14 protein-coding genes and 4 tRNA genes are annotated in these 16,072 nt (G+C 60.6%); 10 read left to right on the plus strand and 8 right to left on the minus strand.

Translation table 11 applies throughout. The features are described 5' to 3' along the window. The first annotated feature begins 9 nt into the window (after positions 1-9). Positions 10-411 (plus strand): type IV pilin protein, encoded by a 402-nt coding sequence (locus ACZZ0K_RS01345; RefSeq protein ID WP_252868305.1) that lies wholly within the window; start codon positions 10-12, stop codon positions 409-411. Between the two features lie 57 nt (positions 412-468). Continuing rightward, the gene (thiO, locus tag ACZZ0K_RS01350; RefSeq protein ID WP_252882702.1) at positions 469-1,569 is read left to right on the plus strand and encodes a glycine oxidase ThiO; all 1,101 of its coding nucleotides are present in this window, start codon (positions 469-471) and stop codon (positions 1,567-1,569) included. A 92-nt stretch (positions 1,570-1,661) separates the two neighbouring features. Here thiO and ACZZ0K_RS01355 read toward each other — a convergent pair whose 3' ends face one another. The 4 genes from ACZZ0K_RS01355 to ACZZ0K_RS01370 form a co-directional block, all read right to left on the minus strand. After that, positions 1,662-3,029, minus strand: a complete 1,368-nt coding sequence (locus ACZZ0K_RS01355) for a sigma-54-dependent transcriptional regulator (protein WP_463558936.1) — start codon at positions 3,027-3,029, stop codon at positions 1,662-1,664. Continuing rightward, positions 3,004-4,593 (minus strand): sensor histidine kinase, encoded by a 1,590-nt coding sequence (locus ACZZ0K_RS01360; RefSeq protein ID WP_150742245.1) that lies wholly within the window; start codon positions 4,591-4,593, stop codon positions 3,004-3,006. The genes ACZZ0K_RS01355 and ACZZ0K_RS01360 overlap by 26 nt, the downstream gene beginning before the upstream one ends. Continuing rightward, positions 4,583-4,816, minus strand: a complete 234-nt coding sequence (locus ACZZ0K_RS01365; RefSeq protein WP_258707213.1) for a PP0621 family protein — start codon at positions 4,814-4,816, stop codon at positions 4,583-4,585. The genes ACZZ0K_RS01360 and ACZZ0K_RS01365 overlap by 11 nt, the downstream gene beginning before the upstream one ends. Positions 4,817-4,942: 126 nt before the next feature. Next, the gene (locus ACZZ0K_RS01370; RefSeq protein WP_056790462.1) at positions 4,943-5,959 is read right to left on the minus strand and encodes an outer membrane protein assembly factor BamD; all 1,017 of its coding nucleotides are present in this window, start codon (positions 5,957-5,959) and stop codon (positions 4,943-4,945) included. 151 nt (positions 5,960-6,110) lie between these two features. On the opposite strand from ACZZ0K_RS01370, the gene rluD reads away from it, so the two are divergent. The 8 genes from rluD (at position 6,111) to ACZZ0K_RS01410 (ending at position 12,986) form a co-directional block, all read left to right on the plus strand. After that, positions 6,111-7,073, plus strand: a complete 963-nt coding sequence (gene rluD, locus ACZZ0K_RS01375; protein WP_016773140.1) for a 23S rRNA pseudouridine(1911/1915/1917) synthase RluD — start codon at positions 6,111-6,113, stop codon at positions 7,071-7,073. Beyond that, a complete protein-coding gene (gene pgeF, locus ACZZ0K_RS01380; RefSeq protein WP_150638502.1) occupies positions 7,070-7,792 on the plus strand; it encodes a peptidoglycan editing factor PgeF in 723 nt (240 codons plus the stop codon). Before rluD ends, pgeF begins: the two co-directional genes overlap by 4 nt. A 130-nt stretch (positions 7,793-7,922) precedes the next feature. Continuing rightward, positions 7,923-10,487 carry an ATP-dependent chaperone ClpB gene (gene clpB / locus ACZZ0K_RS01385; RefSeq protein WP_056790458.1) on the plus strand — a complete coding sequence of 855 codons (2,565 nt, stop codon included), beginning with the start codon at positions 7,923-7,925 and terminating at the stop codon, positions 10,485-10,487. A gap of 296 nt (positions 10,488-10,783) precedes the next feature. After that, positions 10,784-10,859: transfer RNA gene (locus tag ACZZ0K_RS01390), tRNA-Asn, on the plus strand. Positions 10,860-10,868: 9 nt separating this feature from the next. Beyond that, positions 10,869-10,945, plus strand: a tRNA-Pro gene (locus tag ACZZ0K_RS01395). Positions 10,946-10,950: 5 nt separating this feature from the next. Further along, a tRNA-Lys gene (locus ACZZ0K_RS01400) sits at positions 10,951-11,026 on the plus strand. Positions 11,027-11,122: 96 nt separating this feature from the next. Then, a tRNA-Pro gene (locus ACZZ0K_RS01405) sits at positions 11,123-11,199 on the plus strand. 161 nt (positions 11,200-11,360) lie between these two features. Next, positions 11,361-12,986 (plus strand): methyl-accepting chemotaxis protein, encoded by a 1,626-nt coding sequence (locus ACZZ0K_RS01410; RefSeq protein ID WP_041477812.1) that lies wholly within the window; start codon positions 11,361-11,363, stop codon positions 12,984-12,986. 208 nt (positions 12,987-13,194) lie between these two features. Here the strand turns inward: ACZZ0K_RS01410 and ACZZ0K_RS01415 are convergent, their stop codons facing one another. The 4 genes from ACZZ0K_RS01415 to ACZZ0K_RS01430 all read right to left on the minus strand — a co-directional run bounded on the left by ACZZ0K_RS01415 (position 13,195) and on the right by ACZZ0K_RS01430 (position 15,932). After that, positions 13,195-14,493: an NAD(P)/FAD-dependent oxidoreductase gene (locus ACZZ0K_RS01415; protein ID WP_252873381.1), complete on the minus strand. Its 1,299-nt coding sequence runs from the start codon at positions 14,491-14,493 to the stop codon at positions 13,195-13,197. A gap of 63 nt (positions 14,494-14,556) precedes the next feature. Next, complete coding sequence (locus ACZZ0K_RS01420) at positions 14,557-14,730, minus strand: DUF3094 domain-containing protein (RefSeq protein WP_007909875.1); 174 nt, start codon at positions 14,728-14,730, stop codon at positions 14,557-14,559. 51 nt (positions 14,731-14,781) lie between these two features. Beyond that, entirely contained in the window at positions 14,782-15,309 is a 528-nt protein-coding gene (locus tag ACZZ0K_RS01425; protein ID WP_160768590.1) for an MOSC domain-containing protein, read from the minus strand. Continuing rightward, complete coding sequence (locus ACZZ0K_RS01430) at positions 15,306-15,932, minus strand: DUF1780 domain-containing protein (protein ID WP_007909887.1); 627 nt, start codon at positions 15,930-15,932, stop codon at positions 15,306-15,308. The genes ACZZ0K_RS01425 and ACZZ0K_RS01430 overlap by 4 nt, the downstream gene beginning before the upstream one ends. Positions 15,933-16,072: the final 140 nt, after the last annotated feature.

The following is a 16,072-nucleotide window of genomic DNA, read 5'->3' on the forward strand; positions in this document are numbered from 1 at the left end:
ATTTGAGGCATGCGCAGATCCAGCCGAGGTTTTACCCTGATCGAGATCATGATCGTCATCGCGATTATCGGGATCATCCTCACCATCAGCATTCCCAGCTACAACGAATACGTGAAGAAGGGCCGTCGCGCCGAAGTGGTCTCGCTGCTCTCGGAGCAGGCGCAGACCCTCGAACGCTTCTACACCCGCAACAATGTCTACACCGGCGTCACCGGACTGAGCACGGGCAATGATTTCTATACCATCACCCCGACGCTGACCGACCAGACCTTTGTGCTCACCGCGATTCGTAAAACCGGCTCGGCCATGGCCACCGACAAATGCGGGGATTTCACCCTGACCAACACCGGCGTGCGAAGCATGAACAACGCGACCACCGGAGTGACCGCCAAGGATTGCTGGGGCCGCTGACGCATTCTTTTTCGGGCGCCTTTTGCGCCCACTGTCTTTTTTACGGTTGGATCAAACATGACCAGGCAACAGCAAGTGGTGATTGTCGGCGGCGGGGTGATTGGCCTGCTCACTGCCTACAATCTCGCCTCCGAAGTGCGCAGCGTGGTGCTGCTGGATCGCTCGAATGTCGGCCAGGAATCGTCCTGGGCTGGCGGCGGCATCGTCTCGCCGTTATACCCGTGGCGCTACAGTCCGGCAGTCACCGCGCTGGCGCATTGGTCGCAGGATTTTTATCCACAGCTCGGCGAGCGCTTGTTTGCTGACACTGGGGTTGATCCTGAAGTGCACACCACTGGTCTGTATTGGCTGGATCTGGACGATGAAGCCGCAGCCCTGGCCTGGGCCGCGCGGGAAAATCGGCCGCTGCGGGCAGTGGATATCTCGGCGGCACATGACGCGGTGCCGGTGCTCGGCAGCGGTTTCAGCCGAGCGATCTACATGGCCGATGTCGCCAACGTGCGCAATCCACGGCTGGTCAAATCGCTGAAAGCCGCGCTGCTGGCGCTGCCGAACGTGACGATTCACGAGCAATGCGAAGTCAGTGGTTTCGTCCGCGAGGGCGAGCGCGTGGTTGGCGTGCAAACCTCCACTGGGGTGATGAGCGGCGACGAGTTTGTGCTGACGGCGGGGGCGTGGAGCGGTGATCTGCTCAAGACGCTGAACCTGACGCTGCCGGTCGAACCGGTCAAAGGCCAGATGATTCTCTACAAGTGCGCGGCTGATTTCCTGCCGAGCATGGTGCTGGCCAAGGGGCGTTATGCGATCCCGCGTCGCGATGGTCACATTCTGATCGGCAGCACGCTGGAGCACGAAGGTTACGACAAGACCCCGACCGATGTAGCGCTGCAAAGCCTCAAGGCCTCGGCAATCGAATTGCTGCCGGCGTTGGCGGATGCCGAGGTGGTCGGGCACTGGGCCGGGCTGCGGCCGGGGTCGCCGGAAGGGCTTCCCTTTATTGGCCGGGTGCCGGGGTTCGAGGGGTTGTGGCTGAACTGCGGGCATTACCGCAACGGGCTGGTGCTGGCGCCGGCATCGTGTCAGTTGTTTGCCGATGTGATGTTGGGGCGGGCGCCGATTATTGATCCGGCGCCGTATGCGCCTGAGGGCCGGATCTAGTCAGAGGCTGGTAGACCGCCTTCGCGAGCAGGCTCGCTCCCACAGGAATACTCATTCCAAATGTGGGAGCGAGCCTGCTCGCGAAGGGGCCTTCAATCCAGTCCCAATTTCTTCAGCCGATAACGCATCGACCTGAACGACAGACTCAACCGCTGCGCCGCTGCCGTGCGGTTCCAGCGGGTTTCCTCCAGCGCCTGCAAAATCAGCTTCCTCTCGACGCTCTCCAGATAATCCTCAAGATTGTCGACCTGCGTCAGATCGGCCATCGCCCCGTCCGCCGTGCAATTGCCTTCGCTCAAACGCAGATCCTGCGCTTCGATCGTGCGGTTTTCACACAGGGTGTGCGCGCGTTCGAGAACATTCTCCAGTTCGCGCACGTTGCCGGGAAAGCGATAGTTCTTCAGCGCCTCCAGCGCTTGCGGGTGCAGGCGCGCTTCGGGTTGTCCGGTGTCTTTGGCCAGGCGCTTGAGCACGTGCATGGCAAGCGCCTCGATGTCGTCGCGGCGTTCGCGCAGGGACGGCACGCGCAGTTCGATGACGTTGAGCCGGTAATACAGATCCTGGCGGAAGCGTTCGGCCGAAACTTCGGCTTCAAGGTCTTTGTGCGTGGCGCAAAGGATACGCACGTCGACCACCGTTTCCTGCTGGCCGCCGACGCTGCGCACGGCTTTTTCCTGAATCGCCCGCAGCAGCTTCACTTGCATCGACAGTGGCAGGTCGGCGACTTCATCGAGAAACAGAGTGCCGCCATGGGCCGCCTGGAATAGCCCCGGCTTGTCTTCGACGGCACCGGTGAAGCTGCCTTTGCGGTGGCCGAAAAATTCGCTTTCCATCAGTTCCGACGGAATTGCCCCGCAGTTCACCGGCACAAACGGCTGGCTGGCGCGCGGGCCTTGTTCGTGAATCAGACGCGCGACCAGTTCTTTGCCGCTGCCGGATTCGCCGCTGATGTATACCGGCGCCTGGCTGCGCGCGAGCTTGTCGATCTGCTTGCGCAGATTGGCCATCGGCTGCGAGTCACCCAGCAACCGTCGCTCGATTGCCGTGCTCAGGCCGCCCGCTGTCGGCAGGCGCAGCGCCGAGCTGACCAGTTCGCGCAATCGCGGCAGCTCCACCGGTTTGGTGAGGAAATCGAACGCCCCGGCCTTCAATGCATTGATGGCCGTTTCCAGGCTTCCGTACGCAGTGATCATCGCCACCGGCAGGTGTGGATCGCGTTGCTGAATGTGTTGCACCAGCTCCAGCCCGGTGCCGTCGGGCAGGCGCATGTCGGTCAGGCACAGGTCAAAGTGCTCGCGCTGCAACAGCGCCTGAGCCTCGCCCAGATTGCGTGCGCTGAAGGTCTCGAGTTTCATCCGTCCCAGGGTGATTTCCAGGAGCTCGCGGATATCCGGTTCGTCGTCGACGATTAGAATTTTTGCCGTGGGCTTGTATTCAACTTTGTTTCCGTCCGTGAGCAAAAGTGATGCAAAAGCAGCCGCCGCCTTGGCGTGATTTGAAGTCTAGGCGTGCCTGGTTGCTTTCGCACAGCTCACGGGACAGATAAAGGCCAAGACCGGTGCCCTGGCTGCTCGTAGTGAAGAACGGCTCAAACAGATGCGCCTGTTCATCGGCCGACACGCCGGGGCCGTTGTCCTGCACTTCGAGCACTGCCAATTGGCTGTCGGGGTCGACGAACAGTGCCAGCCATACTTCGGCCTGCTCGTGCAGTTGGGCACTGTGACGCCAGGCGTTGCGGATCAGATTGTCGAGAATCTGCCGCAGCTGGTTGGGGTCCATCAGCGTGGTGAAATCGCCGGAATTGATTCGCAGATGAATGTGCTGGCGTTCGTTGGCCTGCTCGCGGGTTTCGCCGACGAAGTCTTCCAGCCACGGCTTGAGGTCCAGCCGTTGCGGCGCGCTTTGCTGGCGGCGGGACAGTTGCAGGACGTTTTCGATGACTCGGTTCATGCGCTGGGAGTGGTCTTGAATAATCTGCGTCAGACGTCGATCTGCGCTATCGAGTTCCTCGGACTCGGCCAACAGCTGCGCGGCATGACTGATCGCGCCCAGTGGATTGCGAATTTCATGGGAGATGCCGGCGGTCAAACGCCCGAGCGCAGCGAGCTTGAGTTGCTGGGCTTGTTGGGTGATTTGCGCCAGGTCTTCGAGAAACACCAGTGTCTGCTGGTTCGGACTCTGCTCGAGAGCGATGAAGCTGGGTTGCAGCTCAAGGCCATTGCCGGGGATTTTCAGGCTCTGCGGGCGCAAGGTCGGGTTGTTGCGCCACAGTTGCAGGCGCTCGACGAGTGCTGGCGAATATTCGTCGATCAAATGACCTTGCAGGTGACTATGGCCGAGCAGACTCTGCGCACTGTGATTGGCCAGTTGCACCCGGCGTTGTTCGTCGAGCACCAGAATCCCCGTGCGCATGCGTTGTAGGATCAACGCGTTCAGCGCCTCTAGGCTGACCACTTCGCTGGCGCGCTGTTCGGCCAGGGTCTCGCTGACTTCGAGGCGGCGGATCAGCCCTTGCACCAGCAGTGAGGCGGCGAAGCACAGCGCGCCGAGGGTGCCGGCTTGCAGGTACGCGTTGGCGCTCAAGGGGCGGCTGAGCCCCAGCAGAAAACTCAGGCCGACAATGCCGATCGCCGCGATGGCGGCAATCAGCAGGCCGATGCGTCGGCGCAGCAGGGTGTTGCTGATTGCCACCGAGACCACCAGCAGATTGCCCAGCGCACTGGCCACGCCGCCGGCCGCGTAGAACAGGCCGCACAACAGCAGCACGTCGACGAGGGCCAGGGTGAACAACTGCGCCGGGCGCCGGGTGTTTTCGAGGAACACCACCAACAGCATATTGATGATCAGGTACAGCCAGCTGCCACCGCGCAGCAGATCGTCGTTGGCCGACGTCAGCAGGCGGTTGTCCATGTTGCTGGAGATCAGCAACACCAGAGTGATGCCGACACTTAAACGGTACAGGTGATAAAGGCGCAGCAGGCGCTGCGCCTGTTTCTGGTCGGCGTTGACGGCCTCAGCGACCACTGGCGCCCGGGCCTTGCTCGAGATGAGCCTGGCTGCAATACCACAGTTGCTGGTTGCCCAGCGCGCGGTCGCGCGGCAGGTGCACGCCGCAGTGGGCGCAACGCACCATCGGCGGCGGGTCCTGTTCGCGCGGCGATCGGGTGGACGAGGCGGGGGCCTTGAATTTGCGCCAGAGCCAGATGGCGGCGAAGATCAGGGCAATCCAGAACAATAAACGAAGCATGATGAGCGGCTTTTCGACTGATGATCCGGCAGTTTAGCCAAGGACCCGATCAGCGCACAGCCTATTAAAGCGCGGCAATAAAAAAGGGAGATCCGCAGATCTCCCTTTTTCGTACAGCCGGTGTGGTCAGTCGAACACGCCGAAGGTCATGTAGCTGAACCACGAGCGATCGGTGTCGCTGGATTCCGGCTCTGGCTCTTCGATCACGTCGCCGTTTTCGTCTTTAGGCTTGAGCTCGTTCGGGATCGCATCTTTCGCGTCCTGGAACTGCTTCTGCACGTCCTGGTTGGCGCGGGTTTCGCCCGGCGGCAGCGGTGGACGCGATTCGATCAGGCCCAAAGTCGCTTTGCTCAGGAACGAACGGTTGTCAGCTTCGGCTACGCGTGGCACGAACTGGCCATCTTCCAGGCTCGGGTGATCCGGGTAGTTGAGCTTCAGGGTTTCCAGGCTGGTGGCCGCCAGATCGTCGAGGTGCAGACGCTGGTAGGCTTCGGTCATCACCGCCAGGCCGTCGCCGACCGATGGGGTTTCCTGGAAGTTTTCCACGACGTACTTGCCACGGTTGGCAGCGGCTACATAAGCCTGACGGGTCAGGTAGTAGTCAGCGACGTGGATTTCGTAGGCGGCCAACAGGTTGCGCAGATAGATCATGCGCTGCTTGGCGTCCGGCGCGTAGCGGCTGTTCGGGTAGCGGCTGGTCAGCTGCGCGAACTCGTTGTACGAGTCGCGGGCGGCGCCCGGGTCACGCTTGGTCATGTCCAGCGGCAGGAAGCGCGCCAGCAGGCCGACGTCCTGGTCGAACGAAGTCAGACCCTTGAGGTAGTACGCGTAATCCACGTTCGGATGCTGCGGATGCAAACGAATGAATCGCTCGGCGGCAGACTTTGCAGCTTCCGGCTCGGCGTTCTTGTAGTTGGCGTAGATCAACTCCAGCTGAGCCTGATCGGCGTAGCGACCGAACGGATAACGCGACTCCAGAGCCTTCAGCTTGGCTGTGGCGCTGGTGTAGCTGTTGTTGTCCAGGTCAGTCTGAGCCTGCTGATACAGCTCGGCTTCGCTGAGGTTTTCGTCTACGACTTCCTTCGATGAGCAAGCAGCGGTCAATGCGAGGATGGCGATCAGCAGCAGGTGTTTCACTTGCATGGCGGCTTGCGTCCCTATGACGGCCGCTGTCTTGGGCGGGGCCGTCCTGTTATGATGAGCGCCCCGTTGAAAAGCCTCGGGGCAAAAGACGCCGTATTTAACCACAAGCGCGCAGCCGAAACCAAAGGCTGTGCCGACGCCCAGTCCGAGCATGTCCGATAAAATTGAACTTCGCGCAGAGGTGCCGTCCGAATTGGGCGGCCAACGCCTCGATCAAGTCGCCGCCCAACTCTTCGCTGAGCACTCACGCTCGCGCCTTTCCGCCTGGATCAAAGAAGGTCGCCTGACTGTGGACGGGGCGGTGATCCGCCCGCGCGACATTGTGCATGGCGGTGCCGTCCTTGAGCTGACTGCCGAGCAGGAAGCCCAGGGCGAGTGGATCGCCCAGGACATCGAGCTCGACATCGTCTATGAAGACGACGACATCCTGGTGATCAACAAGCCTGCGGGCCTGGTGGTGCACCCGGCCGCCGGTCACGCCGATGGCACCCTGCTCAACGCTTTGTTGCACCATGTGCCGGACATCATCAATGTCCCGCGCGCCGGTATCGTGCATCGTCTGGACAAGGACACCACCGGTCTGATGGTGGTGGCCAAGACCATTCAGGCGCAGACCAAGCTGGTCGCACAATTGCAGAGCCGCAGCGTCAGCCGTATCTACGAGTGCATCGTGATCGGCGTCGTCACCGCCGGCGGCAAGATCAATGCGCCGATCGGTCGTCACGGCCAGCAACGCCAGCGCATGGCAGTGATGGAAGGCGGCAAGCCTGCCGTCAGCCATTACCGCGTGCTCGAGCGTTTCCGTTCGCACACCCACGTGCGGGTGAAACTGGAAACCGGTCGGACCCACCAGATCCGCGTGCACATGGCGCACATCAACTTCCCATTGGTCGGCGATCCTGCGTATGGCGGGCGTTTCCGCATTCCGCCTGCGGCCAACCCGACCATGGTGGAATCGCTCAAGCACTTCCCGCGTCAGGCGCTGCACGCGCGTTTCCTTGAACTCGATCACCCGACGAGCGGTGAGCGCATGAGCTGGGAATCGCCGCTGCCGGAAGATTTCGTCTGGCTGCTGACCCTGCTCAAGCAGGATCGCGAGGCCTTCGTCGGATGAACTGGCTGACGCCGGACTGGCCTGCGCCGGCCAGCGTCAGGGCCTGTGTCACCACCCGCGAGGGTGGTGTCAGCGAGGCGCCGTTCGACAGCCTGAATCTGGGCGATCATGTCGATGATCGTCCGCAGGACGTTGCCGAGAACCGTCGGCGTCTGACCGAACACTTCTCCATACAGCCTGCCTGGTTGCAGCAAGTGCACGGGATCACCGTTGCGCATGCTGATCCGGGCATCGTTGCGACTGCAGATGCCAGTTGGACGGCAACGCCGGGTATTGCCTGCGCGGCGATGACGGCAGACTGTTTGCCGGCATTGTTCTGCGATCGTGCCGGCACGCGTGTCGCGGCCGCTCATGCCGGTTGGCGTGGTCTGGCGGCGGGCGTGCTTGAGGCAACTCTCGACAGCCTCGATGTTCCTGCTGACGAGGTACTGGTCTGGCTCGGCCCGGCCATTGGCCCCAAAGCCTTTGAAGTCGGTCCGGAAGTACGGGAAGTCTTCATCAATCAACTGCCTGAAGCAGCAGAAGCGTTCGTACCGAGCAACAATGCCGGCAAGTTCATGGCTGATATCTATCTGCTGGCGCGCCTGCGTCTGGCTGAACGGGGTGTCACGGCTGTTTATGGTGGCGGTTTCTGCACCGTGACCGATCCGCGCTTCTTCTCCTATCGCCGTGCGTCGCGCACCGGTCGTTTCGCCTCCCTTGTTTGGCTCACCCGCTAAACTCTCTGATCTGCATCAACTCTCCGACGCTTGAATCTCCCAGAATCGACCGCATCTACAGTGGTATCTGGCAGGTTTCTTTATTCAGGATGGTTTCTTAGGTCCGGCCTGCTCAAAAGGAAGGTGACCCATGCGTATTGACCGTTTAACCAGCAAATTACAGTTGGCCCTGTCCGACGCCCAGTCGTTGGCGGTTGGCCACGATCATCCGGCCATCGAGCCGGCGCACTTGATGCAGGCCATGCTTGAACAGCAGGGCGGTTCGATCAAGCCGTTGCTGATGCAAGTAGGCTTCGACGTCAACAGCTTGCGTAAAGAGCTGACCAAAGAGCTCGATCAACTACCGAAAATCCAGAACCCGACCGGCGACGTCAACATGTCGCAGGATCTGGCGCGTCTGCTCAATCAGGCTGACCGTCTCGCTCAGCAGAAGGGCGACCAGTTCATTTCCAGCGAACTGGTGCTGCTCGCCGCGATGGACGAGAACAGCAAGCTCGGCAAGTTGCTGCTCGGCCAAGGCGTGAGCAAGAAAGCCCTGGAAAACGCGATCAACAACCTGCGTGGTGGCGAAGCGGTAAATGACGCCAACCACGAAGAGTCGCGGCAGGCGCTGGACAAGTACACAGTCGACCTGACCAAACGCGCCGAAGAAGGCAAGCTTGATCCGGTGATCGGCCGCGACGACGAAATCCGTCGCACCATTCAGGTTCTGCAACGCCGCACCAAGAACAACCCGGTGCTGATCGGTGAACCTGGCGTGGGTAAAACCGCGATCGCCGAGGGGCTGGCGCAGCGCATCATCAACGGCGAAGTGCCGGACGGCCTCAAAGGCAAACGCCTGCTGTCGCTGGACATGGGCGCGTTGATTGCCGGTGCCAAGTATCGCGGCGAGTTCGAAGAGCGCCTGAAATCGTTGCTCAACGAACTGTCGAAGCAGGAAGGGCAGATCATTCTGTTCATCGACGAACTGCACACCATGGTCGGCGCTGGTAAGGGCGAAGGCTCGATGGACGCCGGCAACATGCTCAAGCCTGCGCTGGCTCGCGGCGAGTTGCACTGCGTCGGCGCGACCACGCTCAACGAGTACCGCCAATATATAGAGAAGGATGCGGCGCTCGAGCGGCGTTTCCAGAAAGTCCTGGTGGACGAGCCGAGCGAAGAAGACACCATTGCCATTCTGCGTGGCCTCAAGGAGCGTTACGAGGTCCACCACAAAGTGGCGATCACCGACGGCGCGATCATCGCTGCGGCCAAGCTCAGCCATCGCTACATCACGGATCGACAGCTGCCGGACAAGGCCATCGACCTGATCGACGAGGCAGCCAGCCGTATCCGCATGGAGATCGACTCCAAACCGGAAGTACTCGATCGTCTGGAGCGGCGCCTGATTCAGCTGAAGGTGGAATCCCAGGCGCTGAAGAAAGAAAGCGACGACGCGGCGAAGAAACGCCTGGAAAAACTCCAGGAAGAAATCGAGCGTCATGAACGTGAGTATTCCGATCTGGAGGAAATCTGGAACTCGGAGAAAGCCGAGGTGCAGGGTTCTGCGCAGATTCAGCAGAAGATCGAACAGTCGCGCCAGGAACTGGAAGCCGCGCGCCGTAAAGGCGACCTGAATCGCATGGCCGAGTTGCAATACGGGGTGATCCCCGATCTGGAACGCAGCCTGCAAATGGTCGACCAGCACGGCAAGAGCGAGAACCAGTTGCTGCGCAGCAAGGTGACTGAAGAAGAGATTGCCGAAGTCGTGTCGAAGTGGACAGGCATCCCGGTGTCGAAAATGCTCGAAGGCGAGCGCGACAAGCTGATGAAAATGGAGAGCCTGTTGCACAAACGGGTAATCGGTCAGGAAGAAGCGGTTGTGGCTGTGGCCAACGCCGTACGGCGTTCCCGCGCCGGACTGTCCGACCCGAATCGTCCGAGCGGCTCGTTCATGTTCCTCGGCCCGACCGGTGTCGGTAAAACCGAGCTGTGCAAGGCTTTGGCCGAATTCCTTTTCGATACCGAAGAGGCGATGGTGCGGATCGACATGTCCGAGTTCATGGAGAAACACTCCGTGGCTCGTCTGATTGGTGCGCCACCGGGCTACGTCGGCTATGAAGAGGGCGGCTACCTGACCGAAGCGGTGCGTCGCAAGCCGTATTCGGTGATCCTGATGGACGAAGTCGAGAAGGCGCACCCGGATGTGTTCAACATCCTCCTTCAAGTGCTTGAGGATGGCCGTCTGACCGACAGTCACGGGCGTACGGTGGACTTCCGCAACACGGTGATCGTGATGACCTCCAACCTCGGGTCGATGCAGATCCAGGAGCTGGTCGGTGATCGCGAGGCGCAGCGCGCTGCGGTGATGGACGCGCTGACCTCGCACTTCCGTCCTGAGTTCATCAACCGGGTTGACGAAGTGGTGATCTTCGAGCCGCTGGCGCGGGATCAGATCGCCGGCATCACCGAGATCCAGTTGGGCCGCCTGCGCAGCCGCCTGGCCGAGCGCGAGCTGAAGCTGGAGCTGAGCCCGGAAGCGATGGACAAGCTGATCGCCGTCGGTTACGACCCGGTGTATGGCGCACGTCCTTTGAAACGGGCGATCCAGCGCTGGATCGAAAACCCGCTGGCGCAGTTGATCCTGTCGGGTCATTTCATGCCGGGCGACACCGCCACCGGCAAGGTCGAGAACGACGAAATCGTTTTCGGCTAAGCCTCAGCGGCAATGAAACCGGGAAGGCCTCGCATTGCGAGGCCTTTTTTCGCCAGGCTGTTGAACTCAAAGGAAAAGGCTTGTAAAGTGCGCCCCGCAGTCAGTCACCGGCAGCGTTTCAACCCACCGGGTTGGAATCTGAAATAAGTTGCAAATCATTAACTTGAAAGCAATTTAGGGGGTTGACAGAGGTGTTCTAGGTTGTAGAATAGCGCGCCTCAGACACACGAACGCAGCGATGCGAACGGGTGGCGAGATGCAACAAAGCTTCACCGTTGTAAATTGAAATGTGTAGTTCCGTGATAGCTCAGTCGGTAGAGCAAATGACTGTTAATCATTGGGTCCCAGGTTCGAGTCCTGGTCACGGAGCCAATTTCAAACCGGGGTATAGCGCAGTCCGGTAGCGCGCCTGCTTTGGGAGCAGGATGTCAGGAGTTCGAATCCCCTTACCCCGACCATATTTGGGTCGTTAGCTCAGTTGGTAGAGCAGTTGGCTTTTAACCAATTGGTCGTAGGTTCGAATCCCACACGACCCACCATTTTTGAAACCAGTTTGCGCTGGGATCGAATCTTAAGATCAGAGGCCAAAAGCGCTGATCGAAGAAGGCGATCTTTGAAAGGTCGCCTTTTTTTACCGGGGTATAGCGCAGTCCGGTAGCGCGCCTGCTTTGGGAGCAGGATGTCAGGAGTTCGAATCCCCTTACCCCGACCATATTGAAAATCCTCGTATCGAAAGATGCGGGGATTTTTTTGCCTGCCGAAAGGCGAATCCCTTCAAGTCGTCATACAACCTGCCGATAGCCCGCTAACACGAGGGGACTGCCAACGCTTCGCCCCTTGAACCTGGCCACTACAAGAATAAGGGCGTTTGTCATGTTGCTTCGTCAGTTGAATATTGCTCCCCGGGCTGCCCTGGGATTTGCCCTGATCGCGGTGTTGGTGGCCTTGCTCGGCGTGTTTGCGCTGGGGCAGATGTCGAGCATTCGCGACAGCGAGGTGGCGGTGGAGAACCGCTGGTTGCCGAGCATCCGTGGCGGCGACGAGATCCGCGAACTGATGTTGCGCATCCGTACCATCTCCCTGCGCATGGCGCTCGATCAGGATCCGGCCAATATCGCCACCTATCGCGGCCAGATGGACACCCGCGACAAGGAACTGAGCGAGAAGATCGCCGCCTACGACAAACTGGTCGACACTGCCGAAGGTCAGCAGCTGTATGACCAGTTCAAGAAAACCTTCGCCGCCTATCGCACCGGCATCGCCCAGTCATTCACCCTCGCCGAGCAAGGCAAGCGTGACGAGTTGACCAAATTGTTGCTGGTTGACATGAAGACCGTGGTCGACGGCTCCGGCAAGCAACTCAACGATCTCGCCGATCTGTTCGCCCGCCAGGTCGCCGCCGAAAGCGAGAAGTCCGCCGCGCATTATGAAACCTCGCGGACCATCGTCAGCCTGTTCATTGGTCTGGCAGCGCTGGCCACGGTGGCGCTGGCGATGTTGCTTACGCGCAGTATCGTGCGCCCGCTGAGCAGCGCCGTGGATGCCGCAGAAAGTGTCGCCAAGGGCGATCTCACGCGGCCGATCGAAACCCATGGCAACGACGAAGTCAGCCGCTTGCTCAAGGCCTTGGCGACGATGCAACAGAACCTGCGCGAGACGCTGCAAGGTATCAGCGGCTCAGCCACACAACTGGCCACCGCCGCTGACGAACTGAGCGCCGTCACCGTCGACAGCACCCAAGGCCTGCAAGAGCAGAACAACGAAATCGAACAAGCTGCCACTGCGGTCAACGAGATGACCGCTGCGGTGGAGGAGGTCGCGCGCAACGCGGTGTCGACGTCCGATGCCACGCGCCAGTCCAGTCAATCGGCGCAATTGGGCCAGGAGCGCGTCAGCGAAACCGCCAGTGCGATCAACGCCCTGGCCAGTGATGTACAGAACACCGGCGAACTGGTGCAGTCGCTGGCCAATCAATCGCAAGACATCGGCAAGGTTCTGGACGTGATTCGCGCAATCGCTGAGCAGACCAATCTGCTGGCGCTCAACGCTGCCATCGAGGCAGCACGTGCGGGCGAAAGCGGTCGAGGTTTTGCGGTGGTAGCCGATGAGGTGCGCGCGCTGGCGTATCGCACCCAGCAATCGACGCAGGAAATCGAACAGATGGTGCAAGGCATGCGCAGCGGTTCGAGCCAGGCGCTGGAGTCAATGCAGGCCAGCGCATCTCGTGCGGCGAGTACGCTGGTTCTCGCAGAGCGGGCAGGTGAGGCGTTGGTGACGATCACGGCGTCGGTGCACGAGATTCACGAGCGCAACCTCGTGATCGCCAGCGCCGCCGAGGAGCAGGCGCAAGTGGCGCGGGAAGTGGATCGCAATCTGGTGAACATTCGCGACCTGTCGGTGCGTTCGGCTGCGGGTGCTGATCAGACAAGCGCGTCGAGCCATGAGCTGTCGCAACTGGCCAATGCGCTACAGGGCATGGTGCGACGCTTTCAGCTCTGATCGACAGCCAATAAAAAGCCCCGCGCGATGCGGGGCTTGGAATAAAGATCAAAGGTGGGAGCGAGGCTGCTCGCGAATGCGCCGGATCTTCGAGCAGCACGAAAACCTGTGGGAGCCGGGCTTGCCCGCGATAGCGGTGGGTCAGGCGACAGAAATATCAACTGACCCGGCGCCATCGCTGGCAAGCCAGCTCCCACAGATGTTGGCCCTAGTGCAGTTTCAGACGCGGTTCGGTGCCACGACCAATCTTGCTGCCCAGCATCAGCATCGCCGTGCGGAACGGCCCGTACAGCGCCATCTGGTGCATACGGTACAGCGACACATAGAACATCCGCGCCAGCCAGCCTTCGAGCATCACGCTGCCGGTCAGGTTACCCATCAAGTTACCCACAGCTGAAAAACGCGACAGCGAAATCAGCGAGCCGTAGTCGGTGTATTTGTACTCCGGCAGGGACTTGCCTTCGATGCGCAGTTTCAGCGACTTGGCCAGCAGCGACGCCTGTTGATGCGCCGCTTGTGCCCGTGGCGGCACGTTGCGATCGGTGCCCGGTTGCGGACAGGCCGCGCAGTCACCGAAGGCAAAAATGTTTTCGTCGCGAGTGGTTTGCAGAGTCGGCAGCACTTGCAGCTGATTGATGCGATTGGTTTCCAGACCGTCAATGTCCTTGAGGAAACCCGGTGCGCGGATGCCGGCAGCCCAGACTTTCAGGCTGGCCTTGATCTCGTTGCCATCGGCGGTGATCAGGCTGTCGGCAGTCACTTCGCTGACTGCTGCGTTGGTCATCACATTGACCCCGAGCTTTTCCAGCGTCTTGTGCACCGGCCCGCTGATGCGCTCCGGCAGGGCAGGCAGCACCCGTGGGCCGGCTTCGATCAGCGTGATGTGCATGTTTTCCGGTTTGATCCGGTCCAGACCGTACGCGGCCAATTCATGGGCGGCGTTGTGCAGTTCTGCCGCCAATTCGACGCCGGTGGCGCCAGCGCCGACGATGGCCACGCTGATTTGCTCGACCACATCGGTCTGCCCGGCGTGGGCGCGCAGATAATGGTTGAGCAATTGCTGATGGAAGCGCTCGGCCTGTTTGCGCGTATCAAGAAACAGGCAATGCTGCGCCGCGCCCTGGGTGCCGAAATCGTTGGTGGTGCTGCCGACGCTGATCACCAGCGAGTCATAAGCCACTTCACGCGCCGGCACCAGTTCGACGCCGTTTTCGTCATAGGTTGCCGCCAGCTGGATTTTCTTCTGTGCGCGATCGAGACCGCTCATGCGCCCGAGCTGGAACTCGAAGTGGTTCCATTTCGCCTGGGCGACATAATTGAGTTCGTCTTCGGAGGAGTTCAGGGAACCGGCGGCCACTTCGTGCAGCAGCGGTTTCCAGATGTGGGTCAGGTTCGCGTCGACCAGCATCACGCTGGCCGTGCCGCGCTTGCCCAGAGTCTTACCCAGACGGGTAGCCAACTCCAGACCGCCGGCGCCGCCGCCGACAATGACAATACGATGGGACATAGGGATAACTCGCAAGGTTTTTAAAGGAAATCGGTGCGGTTACCCGAGGGAGCGCAAGGCAGCTCATAACGTCAGGTAACTGATAAATCGGCTCAACAGGCCCAGACCAATGGTCACTGCCAGCACCAGCACCAGGAGCATCCACGGCCGGAAAGGCCGGCGCTCGACACGGTGTTGGGACAATTGCAGGTACTCTTCGACATGCTTTTGGTCTTCGGGGTTCAGGCGGCTGGTCATATTTGCCTCGTCAGGTAGACGTTACTGAATGAGCACAGGCTACAGCGGTTTTCAGCCCGGATTGAACGCAGCGTAGCCGCTGTCCGGGACCGGTTCGACGCACACGCTATCGTCGAGGCGAATGATGCCGCTTTGTAACACCCGCGCGGTGATCCCGCCATGCCCGCGCACGGCCTGGAAAGTGCCCGGGCCGAGATTGTTCTGCAAACGTGCGCAGGGCTGACACCAGCCAGTGGTTTCGAGTATCGCTTGCCCGATGCGAAAGCGCCGCCCCTTCAGGCTAAACAAATTGATTCCGCTTATAACGAGATTGCGCCGCAGATCTTCAGGCCGGACCGGCTCGTCATCGGGACGGCCCATCAATGCATTGATCACCGCCAAGTGCTCCCACTGAATCAGCGTCACCTGTCGCGCATTGCGAACGCCCGGGCGGGCGTGGTCGCCGGTGAGCCCGGCTTCCAGCCGCGCCTCGACCGCGTCCAGCTCAAGCATCGGCCCACGGGATTCTGGACGCACACCGATCCAGCGCACACGACCGGTTTGCGGAACCTCAGCGATCAACTGCTGCAGCGGCGTCACAGGCTGATACCCACGTCGAACACAATGCTGCGGCCGAGGTTGCTGCGCAGAAAGTCCGGCGCGTCGGGATGAGCAAACAGCACCCTGGCGAATGTCGGGCCGACCAGCGACAGCGAGCGCCAGCCCTGACGCAGATATTCGGTCGGTGGCGGGAAATGACTGTTGAGGTCGAGCACTTCGCGCTTGAGGCTGGCGAAGGCGATGATGTCCAGTTCACCCAGATCCATGCCGCGTTCCTTGTAGTTGTGCGCCTTCTTGCGCAGGGTTGGCGCCAGGCGCAGGAGAAATTCATTGGCCGGGATGCGTTTGGGCTTGGCTTCGCGGCGCACCAGTTGGCTCAGGGAAAACGCACTGCGCCGACGCTGCAACTCGTCGCGCCATTCATCATTGAGACGGCGGCCTTCATCGAGGACGAAAAAAACTTCGAAATTGGCATCGCGGAACAACACGTCCGGCGGCTCACCGGCCGGGGCGAACTCGTCGGCGCGGTAGGGGATGTTCAGACCTTGCAGCAGGCGCTGGCAGACCCAACGCTCACGCTCCCATTTGCGGGCATTGGACAGGAACGCGTTGGCTTGCTCGGCCGCGATGGTCAGCAGGCGTAAATAATCTGAATCATCCATAAGCCCAAGCTTAGCGTCCAAATGCGACAAGCAGATAGCTTTGCATCGGCTCAGACATAAACGTCGCGCGATTGCGCCCTTGTAGGAGCTGCCGAAGGCTGCGATCTTTTGCTTTTATAAACAAGATCAAAAGATCGCAG

This window comes from Pseudomonas sp. AC255 (assembly GCF_979258175.1).